This window comes from Pseudomonas sp. PLMAX (assembly GCF_046042685.1).
GTDB lineage: Bacteria > Pseudomonadota > Gammaproteobacteria > Pseudomonadales > Pseudomonadaceae > Aquipseudomonas > Aquipseudomonas putida_AE.
This window is the reverse complement of the sequence record NZ_CP064949.1, coordinates 5,057,380-5,071,678: the sequence shown is the minus strand read 5'-3', so window position 1 is coordinate 5,071,678 and position 14,299 is coordinate 5,057,380. Positions and strand designations below refer to the sequence as shown.

The window sequence follows — 14,299 nt, the reverse complement described above, 5'->3', positions numbered from 1 at the left end:
GCTCTTAAGTGTCTGTAGGCCATTCAGCACTCGTTTTTGCTTTCACCAAAAAAACTTAGAATCATACTCAAATAGATATAAGGGGACTTAGAGTGAACAAGTCGGAACTGATTGATGCTATCGCTGCATCCGCTGATATCCCGAAAGCTGCTGCTGGCCGTGCGCTGGACGCTGTAATCGAATCCGTCACTGGCGCTCTCAAGGCTGGCGACTCCGTGGTTCTGGTTGGTTTCGGTACCTTCTCCGTAACTGATCGTCCAGCTCGCATCGGTCGTAACCCACAGACCGGTAAGACGCTGGAAATCGCAGCTGCCAAAAAACCAGGTTTCAAAGCCGGTAAAGCACTGAAAGAAGCTGTCAACTAAGTTCCATTCAGGTTTTTGCCTATCCGGGTCGGGGTCAAGCCTGACCTGGCAGCGGAGCGGTAGTCCAGTCGGCAGTTCGCCGGTCCGAGACGCCGAGGCTTGTCAAGACGAGTCATCGGTCCGCTCCGCCAGTTACGAGAAGGCGCATCCTCGGATGCGCCTTTCTTCTATCCGGATTCTACCCACGCTCCACGGTTGCCTAATTTTGAAGTTCAACCGTTTATGGGGGACGCATGCTGCAAAATATCAGGGACAATTCACAAGGCTGGATTGCCAAGACCATTATCGGGGTCATCGTTGCACTGATGGCCTTGACCGGTTTCGACGCCATTTTCCAGGCCACGACGAGCAAGAACGAAGCGGCGAAGGTCAATGGTGAAGAAATCAGCCAGAACGAGCTGAGCCAGGCGGTCGATATGCAACGCCGTCAACTCATGCAACAGCTGGGCAAGGATTTCGACGCCTCTTTGCTCGACGAAAAAATGCTGCGCGAATCGGCCCTCAAAGGCCTGATCGACCGCAAACTGCTGCTGCAAGGCGCAGAAAACTCCAAATTCGCTTTCTCCGAAGCGGCGCTGGACCAGGTCATCCTGCAAACACCTGAATTCCAGGTGGATGGCAAGTTCAGCCCTGAGCGCTTCGACCAGGTGATTCGTCAGCTCGGCTACAGCCGCATGCAGTTCCGCCAGATGCTGGCTCAGGAAATGCTGATCGGGCAACTGCGCGCCGGTGTGGCGGGTAGCGGTTTTGTTACCGATGCCCAGGTCCTGGCCTTCGCCCGTCTGGAAAAACAGACCCGCGATTTCGCTTCCCTGAACATCAAGGTCGACCCGTCGACCGTGAAGCTGACCGACGAAGAGGTCAAGGCCTACTACGACGAGCACGCCAAGGAATTCATGACGCCGGATCAGGTGGTCATCGATTACCTGGAGTTGAAGAAGGCTTCCTTCTTTGACCAGGTCAGCGTCAAGGACGAAGACCTGCAAGCGGCGTATCAGAAAGAAACCGCGAACCTGTCCGAGCAACGCCGGGCTGCGCACATTCTGGTCGAAGTGAACGACAAGACCACCGAAGCGCAGGCCAAGGCCAAGATCGAAGAGATCAAGGCCCGCCTGGACAAGGGTGAGCAGTTCGACGCCCTGGCCAAGGAATTCTCCCAGGACCCGGGTTCGGCGAACAACGGCGGCGACCTGGGCTACGCAGGTCCTGGCGTCTATGACCCGGCGTTCGAGAAAGCCCTGTATGCGTTGGCCCAGGACCAGGTTTCCGAGCCGGTTCGCACCGACTTCGGTTTCCACCTGATCAAGCTGTTGGGCGTGGAAGCGCCTGAAGTGCCGACGTTGGCCAGCCTGAAAGACAAGCTGACCCGCGAATTGAAGGCCCAGCAGGTCGAGCAGCGTTTCGTCGAGGCGACCAAGCAACTGGAAGACGCCGCGTTCGAAGCCTCCGATCTGGTCCAGCCTGCGCAGGACTTGAAGCTGACCGTTCATACTTCCGCGCCATTCGGCCGTGAAGGTGGCGAAGGCATTGCGGCCAACCGTGCCGTGATCACCGCAGCGTTCAGCCCGGAAGTACTCGATGAGAGTGCCAACAGCACCGCCATCGAGCTCGACCCCGACACCGTGATCGTGTTGCGTGCGAAGGAACACCTCAAGCCTGAACAACTGTCACTGGAAAAGGTGGAAGGTCCGATCCGCATGCAATTGGCCAAGGAGCATGCCATTGCTGCCGCCAAGACCCGTGCTGACGAGCTGATTGCCAGCCTGCGTGATGGCAAGACCCCTCTGGACAAGCCGATCGACGGTCAAAGCTGGAAGGTTACCGAAGCTGCGACCCGCGCTCAGGAAGGCGTTGACCCGGCTGTGCTGCAGGCGCTGTTCCGCATGCCCAAGCCTGCCGCCAAGGACAAGCCGACTTTCAGCAGCGTCACCTTGCCCGATGGCAGCCTGATGATCGTGCGTCTGAACGGTGTGAACGAGGCCGCAACGCCGACCGAAGAAGAGAAGGCTCAATACCGTCGCTTCCTCGCTTCGCGCGTTGGCCAGCAAGACTTCGCGGCTTACCGCAAGCAGCTGGAAAGCCAGGCCGAGATCAAGCGTTTCTGATCTCAGTCCGCGTGATATGAAGACCCCGGCCGTTAGGCCGGGGTTTTTTTTCGCCTGTATTGCACGATGCGGGGTAATTTTCTCCCGACCATCGGGTCAACACCCCTGTAACTGTTTTAAGACACAATCGGTACGCCGCTAAGCATCGATCTGTTGCACAATACGCCCCGAACCGTTTCTCTCAGGATGTTCAATGTTTAAATCAATTCCCATGCGGGTTGTCGGGCTGGCCTTGGTGCTGGCTGCTGCTGCCGGTTGTTCGTCGAAGAAAGCCGCCATCTACGAGCATGAGAACTTCGATGATTCCGGAACCTTTTCCCGCAACTATCCGGTGACCGATTCGGCCTCCTGTGAAGCGGCTCGTCGAGCCTTGCTGAGCCAGGGCTATATCATCACCAGCAGTGATCCGAAGCTGGTCAGTGGACACAAGAGCTTCCAGCAGACCGGCGAAAACCACATGGAAATCAGTTTCAGCGTGGTCTGCACCGAAGACGGCACGACGGAGCACCATGCCACCGTGTTCGCCAACGCCCTGCAGGACAAGTACGCGCTGAAGAAAACCAACAACTCGGCCAGCCTCGGTGTCGGCGTGCTGGGCTCGGTGTCGATGCCGATCGGCTCGTCGGACGACTCGATGGTCAAGGTCGCGAGCGAAACCGTCACCTCGGCGAAGTTCTACGAGCGTTTCTTCGCCCTGGTCGAGCTGTTCCTGCCCAAGGAAGTGAAAGCCGCGGCGCACATCCCCGACAAGCCGAAAACCGACCTGGGCGTGCCCGAGCCGAAGCCGGCACCGGCACCGGCACCGGCACCGGCGCCAGCGCCGTTGGCACCGGAATCTGCACCAGAGCCTGCCCCGGCGCCAGAAGCCGCCAAGGCCCCTGAAGTCGCTCCAGCCGCTTCCGAGCCGGTTGCGCCGCCGCCTGAGGCTGCACCGATTACCTCGACCCCAAGCGCTGAGCCAGCGCCCTCCACGGAAAGCATCACGCCACCCGCCAACCCAAGCGACATGTCGCCACCTTCGGAACCGATCCAGGCCATGCCCGTCACTGGCCAGTGATTGCGCCACGGGGCCAGGCGACTTCGCGCGGGCCCCGTAACCGCTACAAAGATTGACCCGCGTCAAACAGACCGTCGTCCTGCGGCCTGCAGCAAAAAAATCCTGTGATAAATTCCCTCCCGCCTGCTACGTTTTATCTGTAAGCGACGAACTGTCGTGTCCGCGTCATTTTTCTTTCACGTGGGCACTTTAGGCTCAAGGCGCTGGTCATTTATTCAGACGTTTTTTCATGAGCTGTGGGGGATTCGAAAATGGACGATTATCAAGAAGAACTGCTCGAGTATCAGGCGTTTGAACTGGACCCGCTGGAACCCGCCGAAGACGCGACCGAGCTTTAACGTTCAGCTTAAAGCTTGCTGCTGATGGCTGTCTCTCTGCGACTACGGCGAAACTCGCCGGGCGTCTGGGCGGTCCAGCGCTTGAAGGCGCGTTGAAAGGCTTCGGCTGAGGAAAAGCCCAGCAGATAGGCGATTTCGCCGAACGCCAGTTCGGTATCGCGGATGTAGGTCATGGCCAGGTCGCGACGGGTGTCGTTGAGGATCGCGCGAAATTGCGTGCCTTCTTCGGCGAGTTTGCGGCGCAAGGTCCAGACCGGCAGCTTCAGGCGCGCCGCCACTTCTTCCAGGTCGGGTTCCCGGCCACCATTGAGCAACGGCCCCAACAACTGAGTGATGCGTTCACCCAGGCTGCGGGTGCGTGTCAGTTGCTCCAGCTCCCGCTCACACAGTTGCAGCAGGTGCCGCCAGGTGCTCGGGCAATGCTCGGGGTTGCGCTGGGCAAGGCTGGCCAGGCTCAGGCGCAGTTGATTGTGCTCGGCGCCAAACTGGATCGGGCAGTCGCCCAGCACCTCGTAGGCCGCGCGGTAACCGGGATCCTCGAACTCGATGTCGATGCGTTCGGCGCGCAGCGGGGCAGGGCTGACGCTGGACAATTGCTGCAACCAGCCACAGATGATCGAATCCACCACGAAGCGGTTGTAGCTGTTGTAGGGGCTGATTGAGTAGAAGCGCAACCAGGCACCCTGGGCATCTTCGTGGAAGCTCGATTGACCGCGATAGTTGGAGCCATACAAGGCTTCGAATCGAATCAGGCAGCGCGCCGCCTCGCGCACCGTCGGCGCCTGGGCGGCAGTCACGCCGGCAAGGCCGGCCTGGCTCAGGCGACTGAGCAGGCCCATCTGCAAGCCGAGCGCCGGGTTGCCGGTCAACTGGATGGCTGCGTGGCCCAGGCGCATGTAGCGCGGGATCGAGAGACGGGCACCGGCTTCACTCAACCGGGCCGCATCCAGGCCGTATTGCTCGAGCAGTGGCTGCGGGTCTGCCCCGTGACTGCGCACAGCGTCGGCCAGGCTGTGAACAAAACCCACCGACAGATCACCCAGGCGCATGGGGGTGGGTTTCATGGCCTACAGCCAAAGATTCAGCAGACGCGCACCGCGGGCCTTGCCGTCGGCGAAATGCCGGCCGTTGCTGCTGAGAAAACTCTGCCCGGCGCTGCCCTGATCCCAGAACTGTCCACGCAGGAATACATTGATGCCGGCGATGGCCTGGCTGGCGGGTGCTTGAGTGCTCAGGTTCAGGCGCTGCCAGGCCTGGCCTTCACTGACTTCCCCGGCCTTGAGGCTGACGGAGGCGGGTGTCGATGAGTCCTTGTAGCCACGCCACGGCTGGTCCCAGGTACCGCGACCGGAGACAAACGCCGGGACAGCAACCAGCTGTACCTGTTGAGTATCGAGTTTGCGGTAGTTGTCCGGGTACCAGCTGTCGCTGCCGATCAGCACGCCCAGGCGCCCGGCCGGGGTGTCGACGACATTGAGCCTGTGTTCGCCGTTGGCCTTGATCGCCTCCTGCTGTTCGAACACCGGATACATCTGGCGCTGGGGTTGGCCGATGGGCAGGCCATCGCGGCCGAACACCACGCTGCTGTTGAACAACGCGCCACGGCCGATTTTCAACGTGCCGTCGACGACACTGGGTTCGGGCAGCACGATGGAGCCGGCCACCAGGGTGACGTCAAACTCCTTGGCCAGTCCGCCGAACAACGCCTGGTAATCCTTGGCCATGCCTTTGGCTTTCATGCGCAGGTGCGCGTCGTCGATACGGCTCTCGCCCTCGGCGCCAATCAGCGCGCGGACGAACTTCAGCGGGTTGCTCACGGCCAGCCAGTTCATGGCTTCCTTGAACGTGCCGGCCTGGTACAGCTCGTCCTTTTCGCCGCTGACCATCAGCCAGGTGCCGACATGTTCGGGCAATACGACGATGGTTTTTTCATTCAACAGCCCCTGGTCCCGGGCCTTCTGCAAGTAGGCGGCGAGTTTGCGGTGCAAGCGTTCGGGGCTTTGGTAGTCGGTGGGAAACAGCTCGGGCTGGATGCCCAGCAAGTTGCCGCGGTCAGCGGGCGTGCCCTGGTCGACGGCGACATCGATCCGCAGATCTGAGAGGTACAGCCCCGTCGGGCGATCCGCGGCCCACATTGCGTAGGTCGTAAGAGCGGCGACAAGCGCCATGGAGAACGTCAGGTACAAAAGTTTGCGCATGGGGGAACAGTCAATAGCCCTCTACAGGCTTGTCATCGATTTGCGTCAAGGATAAAGCGAATCAGGCGGTGGGTGGGGAAAATTGACAGCGCCTCGCGTTATTGGCCGCGTCGCAGGTGTTTTGATCTTCTGGTTGTTGGCGATAATGCACGCCACTACCTCTGTCAGTGTTTCTGTCAGCTGTGATTCGGTGGAGTCGAGGGTGTACCACTGCGACTGGCCAAACAGCATGGCAATGACAGCACTGGTCGTCGGGCAGATGTCCCTACAGGCCGCGCCTTTCTCGCCGTAGCTTTCAGTGATGATGGCGTTTAAAAGCGCGGCGTAGCGGTTTTTCAGCTGGATAACCTGCAGCTTCTGTTCATCGTTCAGATTGGGAAACTCACGGGTGACCAGGGTCAGTCTGTATTTTTCATTACAGTTGAAAGCGACGAAGGCCTGGATGAACAGCCGCAGACGTGCGCGAGGGTTGCGTGCGCCTTTCATTCGCCGCAGCGTGTCCAGCAGCAAGTCCGACAAGGCCGACTCGATGAGCTCGAATAACAGGGCCTGCTTGTTTTCGATGTGGTGGTAGAGCGACCCGGCATGCAACCCCAGGTAGCTCGCCAGGTCGCGCAAGCCGATGGCCTGATAGCCGTGGGTGGCGAAGAGTTCGAGTGCCGCGTCCAGCAGTCGATCGCGGGCACTGTGTACTGGGTTGGCTGATGCGCTGGTGGTTGGCATGGATGTCCCGTCAACTGGAAAAATTATCCCGCGTGGCGATAGCCTGTTGCGCGAGCATGGTGCGCCGTGCGCATCAGCAGCAGCACCGCACAAATCACTGGCAGGTTCACCAGCAGCAATGCATAGCGCAATGACTCCTGGCCAAACAGCGGTAGCAACATGTCGCTGCACAAGCCGGTCAACAAGGGGCCGACGCCAATACCGAGCAGCGTGCTGACGATGGTTTGCAGCGCCATGGCGGTACCGCGCCTACCCGCTGGCACCAGTTGCGTGACGAGGTTGTAGGAGGGCGCGACCCACCACACGGCAAAGAAGGAATACAGCGCACACCAGAGCATGGCGTCTGGGATCGGCACGTCGCCCAGATGCACCAGCACGGAGTCGGACCACAGTAGATAGGGGACCAGGGCGCAGGTGGCCGCGAGGTGGCCCCCTACGGGAATGGACACCTGCCAATGGGGATCGCGACGGCACAGGCGGTCGCTCAACCAGCCACTGAACAGACCACCGATCCCGGCCGAGGTCCCGCAGATCACCCCCGCCAGCAAGCCGGCGTGTTGCAGTGACAAGCCGTGGGAGCGCACCAGGAAACTGGTGTTCCACATGGCAATGGCATAGGAGCTGAGCGTGGTCAGGCCGCCCGCGAGAATCAGGCAGCGGTAGGCCGGCAATGCCCAGAGCTTGCGGGCTTCGGCGCCCATGCCAAGCAGCGCGGGCGCTGTGTGGGTGTGTGGCGTGAGGTCCCAGCGGCCACGCTGCGGCTCGCGCACGAAAAACGCCAGGAGGGTGCAAAACACCAGGGCCGGCATGCCCAGGGCAATGAACGCCGTGCGCCAGCCATAGTGCTCGACCACCCAGGCACCGATACTCAAACCGATGATCGAGGAAAAGGTCGGCGCCGCGGTAAAACAACTGATGGCGAAGGAGCGACGATGGGCCGGATACAGGTCGGCGATCAACGAAAGCGAGGCCGAAGTGGTCGGCGATTCGCTGATAGCCACCAGCATTCGCGCAACGGCCAGCGCCAGGAAGCTGCCCGCCAGCCCGCACGCCATGGTGGCCACGGCCCAGAGCAGGCAGGACATGGCCAGCAGGCGGATACGCGGCATGCGGTCCACCAGCCGCCCGGCCGGCAGGCCCATGAGTGCATAGACGGCCGCGAACGCCAAGCCAGAGATCAAGCCGATGGCCGTGTCGCTGACGCCGAATTCGGCCTTGATCGGTTCGACCATGACCGCGAGTATCTGGCGCCCGACAAAGTTGTCGGCAAACACCATGGCCAGCAGCAACAGCAGGCCATGGCTGCCCCAGCCGACCGTGGCGGCCGGCAGCGTACTTGCGCGAGCGGTCATCGCGGCGCCCACAGGTCAGGCAGGCCCGGGTCGCTCACGTGAATCAGGCGCTTGAGCAACACCTTCAAGGCTTGGGCATCGGCGGCGCCGAGCTTGGCCGACAGGTCTTCTTCCACGGCCTTGGCCAGCGCCAGCTGATGCAACGAAACTTCGCGGCCCTGGGCGGTGAGGACAAAACGCGGCGCTTGTGCCGGCCCTTCGAAGGCCACCAGGCGCTGGCGCTCGAGAAAACGCATGCTGGCCAGCGTCACTTCGCGGCCGGTGTAGGTGACGAAGGTGTTGATCTCCTCCAGCGTCATGTTGTCGCGGATACACAGGATCGACAGGACGAAGAACGTCTGTTCGTCCAGCTGCTGGCTGTTCAGCAGTTGGCGCAGGGCATTGAGCGCCTGGTAATGGCCGCGCCCCAGCAGGTAGCCGAGCAAGTCCTCTGTGTAGCTGCACTCGGGCGGTGGCGGCGTGGTCGCCAGGCGCAGTTCGCTGCGGGGCTTGCGCGTGGCCAGGGCATATTGGCCGCTCTGGAACGCCAACGGCGCGCGGTCGCTGTGATCGAAGGCGAGGACTTCGCCGACGAAAATCACATGGTCGCCACCTTCGTACTGAAACGCGGTGCGGCACTGGAAGCGCGCCGTGCAATCCTGCAGCAACGGTGCCTCGCTGATGCCATTGTCCAGTTGGATCTCGGCGAACTTGTCCTCGCCCTGGGTGGCGAATCGTCCCGACAGGGTCTCCTGCTCCGTGGACAGCACGTGCACGTTCCAGTGCTTGCCGCTGCTGAAGATCGGCAGGCTGCGCGCTTGCTTGGACAGGCTCCAGAGCACCAGCGGCGGGTTGAGCGACACCGAGTTGAAACTGTTGGCGGTGATGCCCACGGGCGAGCCGTCTTCGGTCTGGGTGGTGATGATCGTGACCCCGGTGGTGAACGTGCCGAGCGCGGCGCGAAATGCCTGGGGATCGAAGCTGATATTTTGCATTGCCATGACTGGCCTCATGGGGTGGAGGTTTTCGTATGGCCAGTATTGGACGTTTGCAGGCCTTGAACATCGTCTCAACGGACTAACGCTAATGCACCGCCTCGTCCGATTGGACGAGGCGGCGCAGGCGTGTGCGAGGCTAGGGTGGCGCCAGGCGCATCGGGCGCTCACCGGCCATCGAGCCAACCTGCAAGGGGATAACAATGAGTTCAGCCACGTCTTCGGACGACCTTTCCAGCCTGCTGGCGCGCCAGAAAGAAGCCTTTGCCGGCGCCGGCAGTGTCAGCGTCGACACCCGCCGCCAGCGCCTGCAGCAAGTGATCGACCTGCTGGTCGACAACCACGGGGCATTGACCACGGCGATCGACCAGGACTTTGGCGGACGGCCCGCCGGCTTTTCCCTGATGAATGACGTGCTGGGTTCACTGGCTTCGCTCAAATATGCCCGCGATCATCTGCAAGGGTGGATGCAGGACGAGCCGCGGGAAATGTTTGCCCCCTATGACCAGCTCGGCGCCAGGGCCTGGGTCATGCACCAGCCCAAAGGCACGGTGGGCATCCTCGGCACCTGGAACGCCCCGCTGTACACCTTGTTCAGTCCTCTGGCCTCGGCGCTGGCAGCGGGCAACCGGGCCATCCTCAAACCGTCGGAAGTGGTGCCGCGCACCGCTGAACTGGTGGCGCGCCTGTGCGCCGAACACCTCGACCCGCTGGTGGTGGCCGTGGTCAATGGCGGCCCGGAGTTGGGCGAGGCGTTCAGCAGCCAGCCTTTTGATCATCTGGTGTTTACCGGCAGCACGGCGATTGGCCGGCGGGTAATGGGCAATGCCGCGAAAAACCTGGTGCCGGTGACCCTGGAGCTGGGTGGCAAGTCGCCGGTGATCGTCTCGTCCAGCGCCGACCTGAACAAGGCCGCCTTCAGCATCGCCGCAGGCAAGGCCGGCAATGGCGGACAGATCTGTATCACCCCGGACCTGGTGTTTGTGCCCAAGGCCCGCCTCGAGTCTTTCCTCGATGCATTGCGCAGCGCTTATCGCGATCTCATCCCGACGGTAGCCGGCAACCCGGATGTGGTGGCAGTGGTCAACCAGCGCCATCTGGAGCGGGTCGAGGGCCTGGTCGAGGATGCGCAATCGCGCGGTGCGCGCATCGAGTGCCTGCCCGAACCCCTCGCCGTGGATCCCCAGGACCGTCGTCGTCCGCTGCGGGTGGTGGTGGATCCGGTCCAGGACAGCCTGATCATGCACGAGGAAATCTTTGGCCCGGCCATGGTCGTGCTGGGTTATGACGAGCTCGATCAGGTCATCGCACAAATCAACGCAGGGCCACGTCCGTTGGCGCTGTACTACTTCGGCGAGGATGCACAGGAGCAACGTCATGTGCTCGAGCACACCCTGTCCGGCGGGGTCACGATCAACGATGTGATGATGCATGCCGCCCTGCACGATGCGCCGTTCGGTGGTATCGGTGCCTCGGGCATGGGCCATTACCATGGCCGCGAAGGCTTTCTCGAATTCAGTCACCTGCGCACGGTGTTCAAGGCCTCGGCCCACGACCCGCGCCGGGAATGGGGCCTGTTGCCGCCCTATGGCGAGCACTTTCTGGCGGCGATGCTGGCCGGGGTCACTCGCGACTAATTCCAGGCTGGGGTGCCTTGCGCCCCATCCGCTCCAGGGGACAGGCCATTGATCATGTTCAAGGCAATTACGATCGCCCAGCGCCTGTGGCTCTGGGCGCTGTTGGCCACCTTGTTGTTTGCCCTGGCGGTACTGTTCGGCGCCTACGGTTTGCAGCAGGCGCGCGACAGCCTGCGGGCCATCAACGAGGACAACCTGGCGACCTTGTTGATGTTTGGTGACATCGAACATCGCCTCGGTGAAAGTCGTCGCCAGGTTCTGCTGGCGATCCAGCAAGACCCGCAAGGCCCGCTGGTGGCGGCGTTTGACCGTCCGGTGGAAGCCACCCTGAGCGCCATCGAGAGTAACAATGTGGCGCTGGCGAAGATTTGGGCGAGCTATCGCCAACGCTCATTGAGTGGCGAAGAGCAGCAGGCGGCTGATGCGTTCGACCAGCATTACCGGGCATGGCAGGACGAGTTGGGCATCCTTCTGGAATCCTTTCGCGTCGGCGATTTTCGCCTGCCGGGCATTCTGTCCTTTCTGCGCATGGCCGAGCCCCGGGGCAATGCCGCCGTGGCTGAGCTGAGCAAGCTGCAGGCCTTGCAGAAGCTGCGCGCGGCGCAGGCCTACGAGGCGGCGCAGTATCGCTATCGTTCGACGTTGCTGGCTTACCTGGCACTGGCGGTGGTAGGCGGGCTGGTGGGCAGCCTCACGGCGTTTTCCACGCTGCGTCGGCTCAAGCGTGCCTTCGCCCAGGCCGGTGCCTGCGTGCGGGCCATCGCCAGTGGCGATCTGGTGCAACCGATCGAGATCAAGGGCGGCGACGAGTTCGCGCTGATGCTGCGCGACATTGCGCTGATGCGTGACGGCCTGCACGGGCTCATTTCACAGATGCGCGAGCTGGTGCAGCGGGTCAGTCACGAAGCGGCGCACATGGCTGAGTCGGCGGAGTCGGCTTCTACGGCCACCCAGCAACAGGCGGACGCGGTGCGCGGGATTTCCCGGGCGGTGGAGGACCTCTCGGGGTCGATCAGCGAAGTGGAAAACCATGTCGGCGTGTCTCGCGACATCACCCAGCATTCGGCGCGGCGCTCGGGCAAGAGCGAGGAATTTATTCGCGACATGGCCCAGGAGATGAACCGCATCAGCGACGTGATCAGTGACACTGCCGTGCACATTCGCCAGCTGGAAGGGTTCTCCGGGGAGATCAGCCACGTGCTCAAGGTGATTCGCAGCATTGCCGAGCAAACCAACCTGCTGGCGTTGAACGCCGCCATCGAGGCCGCGCGGGCAGGGGAGGCGGGGCGCGGGTTTGCCGTGGTCGCCGACGAAGTTCGCCTGTTGGCCCAACGCACCGCCAGCTCGATTGGCGAAATCGACCTCACCGTGCAGCGCATCCAGGAAGGCACGCTGGCGGTGGTCGACGGCATGGGGCGGGTGGTCAGCCGGGTGCGTGACGGCGTCAACCTGGCCCATGAGGCCGGCGATTCGGTGGCGCAGATTCGCAGCGGCACCGATGATGTGATCCGCAGCGTGGACACCATCGCCACGGTGATCACCGAACAGGTGCGGGTCACTCGGGAAATGGTCGCCAGGGTCGAGAGCGTTTCCAGCGGCACCGGTGCGCTGTCGGCCAATGCCGGGCGCAGCGCGGTGGCCGCCGCGGACCTGGAGCAACTGGCGCGGGCACTGGATCAGTTGTCGGCGCGATTCAATGTAGCTTGAACACCCTGAGTCCCTGCCGACAAGCCTGGCTCCTGCAAGGTGTCTCATGCACGACAAATATAATAATCATCAATCAGGGCGCGATCACTACCATGGATAACCACGAAAACGCACCACTCAACTCCGCCACTGGCTGGCCGCGCCGCAGCGTGCTCAAGGCCGGTGCCGTGGCGGTCGGCGTCGGACTTCTGGGGCGGTTTGCCGACGCCCGCTCGGCGGGACTTTCGGCCAGCGACTACCAGGCCATGGACGCCTGGGCGATGAGCCAGGCGATCCGCAGCGGCGAGCTGAGTGCGGAGGACCTGCTGACGGCGACACTGGCCCGTTACAACGAGGTCAACCCCCGGGTCAATGCGGTGAACATGCTGCATGAAGCCTACGCACGCGCCATGCTTGCCCAGCGCCGCGCGGCCGGCACCTTAAACCAGGGCGCCCTGGCCGGCGTGCCACTGCTGATCAAGGACCTCAATACCTCGCTGCAAGGGACCGTCACCAGCAACGGAAGCCGGATGTTCAAGGACTCACCGCCCGCCACCCGCACCAGTACCCTGATCAGCCGGTATGAACAGGCCGGCGCGGTGCCGTTCGGCAAGACCACATGCCCCGAGTTCGGCCTGACCACCACCACCGAATCCCTGGCCTGGGGCCAGACCCATAACCCCTGGAACCTGGCCATGAGTGCGGGCGGCTCCTCCGGTGGCGCGGCGGCGGCGGTGGCAGCGGGGATCGTGCCCGTGGCCCACGCCACCGATGGCGGCGGCTCGATCCGCATTCCGGCTTCGTATTGCGGCCTGGTCGGGCTTAAGCCCAGTCGCTATCGCACCCCCAGCGGACCGCTGCATTTCGAAGGCTGGTTTGGCGCCAGCGTGGGTAACGTGGTCTCGCGCACGGTCCGCGATACCGCGCTGTTCCTCGATGTCGGGCAAGGCCATGAAGCGGGAAGTGCCTATTGGAGCCCACCCTTGGTACGACCTTATGTGCAAGAGCTGCAGCGCGAACCGGGCAAGTTGCGGGTAGCCGTGGTGCGCCAATCGCTGACCGGTGCGCCGCTGGAACTGGCGATTGCCGCCACCCTGGAACAGACCATCAAGCAACTGCTAGCCCTTGGGCACGAGATCGACGAGTTGACCCTCGGGGTCGATCCGCGCCAGTTGTTCGGCGCCCACGGCACGGTGATCGGGACGGCGGTGCGAACCCTGATCCACGACCGTGAACAGGTGCTCGGCCGCGCAGCCACGGCGCAGGATCTGGAGAAGATCACCCTGGTCAACCTGGAGCGTTCCAAGGGCACCAGCGGCGAGGACCTGTACCGCGCCCGCCAATCGTTCGAGAACATCGGCGCGACAATGGAGCAGCACTTCGAACGCTACGACGTGATCCTGTCGCCGGTCACCGGCAGCCTCACACCCAAGCTCGGCCTGCTGTCCCTCGACCAGCCCTGGGACAGCTACGCCCACAATGCCATGGGCAGCGCCGGCTTCACCGTGCTGGCCAACGTCAGCGGCCAGCCGGCCATCTCGCTACCTTTGGGCCAGAGCGACAACGGCCTGCCGGTGGGCATGATGTTCACCGCGCGTTTAGGCGGCGAAGACGTACTGCTGCGCCTGGCCAGCCAGCTGGAGCAGGCGCATCCGTGGGCCGCCAGACGCGCCGCTCTTTAATCCCATACCTGTGGGGGCCTGCTCATGATGGCGGCGTGTCAGGCGATGGAGATGTTAGCTGTGCCGGCCTCATCGCTGGCAAGCCAGCTCCTACAGGGTGATTGGGTGTTGCCGGGATTGGGTTCCCTTGTAGGAGCCGGCTTGCCGGCGAAGGCGATATGTCAGCCGATTGAGATGCTGGA

General features: G+C 62.5%; 11 protein-coding genes. 6 read left to right on the top strand and 5 right to left on the bottom strand.

The genetic code is table 11. The features are described 5' to 3' along the window. The first annotated feature begins 92 nt into the window (after positions 1–92). From DKB71_RS22995 to DKB71_RS22985, 3 genes are all read left to right on the top strand, one after another. Positions 93–365 (top strand): HU family DNA-binding protein, encoded by a 273-nt coding sequence (locus DKB71_RS22995; protein ID WP_002552737.1) that lies wholly within the window; start codon positions 93–95, stop codon positions 363–365. A gap of 233 nt (positions 366–598) precedes the next feature. Next, a complete protein-coding gene (locus DKB71_RS22990) occupies positions 599–2,470 on the top strand; it encodes a SurA N-terminal domain-containing protein (RefSeq protein ID WP_408597641.1) in 1,872 nt (623 codons plus the stop codon). 193 nt (positions 2,471–2,663) lie between these two features. Continuing rightward, complete coding sequence (locus DKB71_RS22985; protein WP_408597639.1) at positions 2,664–3,527, top strand: DUF2242 domain-containing protein; 864 nt, start codon at positions 2,664–2,666, stop codon at positions 3,525–3,527. 346 nt (positions 3,528–3,873) lie between these two features. Here DKB71_RS22985 and DKB71_RS22980 read toward each other — a convergent pair whose 3' ends face one another. From DKB71_RS22980 to DKB71_RS22960, 5 genes are read right to left on the bottom strand one after another with little or no spacing between them, the layout of a single operon-like run. Then, positions 3,874–4,929, bottom strand: a complete 1,056-nt coding sequence (locus DKB71_RS22980; RefSeq protein WP_408597637.1) for an AraC family transcriptional regulator — start codon at positions 4,927–4,929, stop codon at positions 3,874–3,876. Positions 4,930–4,932: 3 nt separating this feature from the next. After that, the gene (locus DKB71_RS22975; RefSeq protein ID WP_274074635.1) at positions 4,933–6,063 is read right to left on the bottom strand and encodes a carbon-nitrogen hydrolase family protein; all 1,131 of its coding nucleotides are present in this window, start codon (positions 6,061–6,063) and stop codon (positions 4,933–4,935) included. Positions 6,064–6,108: 45 nt separating this feature from the next. Then, entirely contained in the window at positions 6,109–6,786 is a 678-nt protein-coding gene (locus DKB71_RS22970; RefSeq protein WP_408597635.1) for a TetR/AcrR family transcriptional regulator, read from the bottom strand. 23 nt (positions 6,787–6,809) lie between these two features. Then, entirely contained in the window at positions 6,810–8,138 is a 1,329-nt protein-coding gene (locus tag DKB71_RS22965; protein ID WP_408597633.1) for a spinster family MFS transporter, read from the bottom strand. After that, the gene (locus DKB71_RS22960; protein ID WP_274074638.1) at positions 8,135–9,118 is read right to left on the bottom strand and encodes a flavin reductase family protein; all 984 of its coding nucleotides are present in this window, start codon (positions 9,116–9,118) and stop codon (positions 8,135–8,137) included. The genes DKB71_RS22965 and DKB71_RS22960 overlap by 4 nt, the downstream gene beginning before the upstream one ends. A gap of 197 nt (positions 9,119–9,315) precedes the next feature. Here DKB71_RS22960 and DKB71_RS22955 point away from each other — a divergent pair, with 197 nt between their 5' ends. The 3 genes from DKB71_RS22955 (at position 9,316) to DKB71_RS22945 (ending at position 14,117) form a co-directional block, all read left to right on the top strand. Beyond that, positions 9,316–10,749 carry a coniferyl aldehyde dehydrogenase gene (locus DKB71_RS22955; RefSeq protein ID WP_408597630.1) on the top strand — a complete coding sequence of 478 codons (1,434 nt, stop codon included), beginning with the start codon at positions 9,316–9,318 and terminating at the stop codon, positions 10,747–10,749. Positions 10,750–10,803: 54 nt separating this feature from the next. Further along, complete coding sequence (locus tag DKB71_RS22950) at positions 10,804–12,456, top strand: methyl-accepting chemotaxis protein (protein WP_408597628.1); 1,653 nt, start codon at positions 10,804–10,806, stop codon at positions 12,454–12,456. A 92-nt stretch (positions 12,457–12,548) separates the two neighbouring features. Beyond that, the gene (locus DKB71_RS22945) at positions 12,549–14,117 is read left to right on the top strand and encodes an amidase (protein WP_408597626.1); all 1,569 of its coding nucleotides are present in this window, start codon (positions 12,549–12,551) and stop codon (positions 14,115–14,117) included. Positions 14,118–14,299: the final 182 nt, after the last annotated feature.

Excerpts from the sequence above, each read along its gene's own strand:
- DKB71_RS22950 (WP_408597628.1), top strand. The coding sequence starts at position 10,804 with ATGTTCAAGGCAATTACGATCGCCCAGCGCCTGTGGCTCTGGGCGCTG.
- DKB71_RS22980 (WP_408597637.1), bottom strand. The coding sequence starts at position 4,929 with ATGAAACCCACCCCCATGCGCCTGGGTGATCTGTCGGTGGGTTTTGTT.
- DKB71_RS22960 (WP_274074638.1), bottom strand. The coding sequence starts at position 9,118 with ATGGCAATGCAAAATATCAGCTTCGATCCCCAGGCATTTCGCGCCGCG.
- DKB71_RS22985 (WP_408597639.1), top strand. The coding sequence starts at position 2,664 with ATGTTTAAATCAATTCCCATGCGGGTTGTCGGGCTGGCCTTGGTGCTG.
- DKB71_RS22970 (WP_408597635.1), bottom strand. The coding sequence starts at position 6,786 with ATGCCAACCACCAGCGCATCAGCCAACCCAGTACACAGTGCCCGCGAT.
- DKB71_RS22955 (WP_408597630.1), top strand. The coding sequence starts at position 9,316 with ATGAGTTCAGCCACGTCTTCGGACGACCTTTCCAGCCTGCTGGCGCGC.
- DKB71_RS22975 (WP_274074635.1), bottom strand. The coding sequence starts at position 6,063 with ATGCGCAAACTTTTGTACCTGACGTTCTCCATGGCGCTTGTCGCCGCT.
- DKB71_RS22945 (WP_408597626.1), top strand. The coding sequence starts at position 12,549 with ATGGATAACCACGAAAACGCACCACTCAACTCCGCCACTGGCTGGCCG.
- DKB71_RS22965 (WP_408597633.1), bottom strand. The coding sequence starts at position 8,138 with ATGACCGCTCGCGCAAGTACGCTGCCGGCCGCCACGGTCGGCTGGGGC.
- DKB71_RS22990 (WP_408597641.1), top strand. The coding sequence starts at position 599 with ATGCTGCAAAATATCAGGGACAATTCACAAGGCTGGATTGCCAAGACC.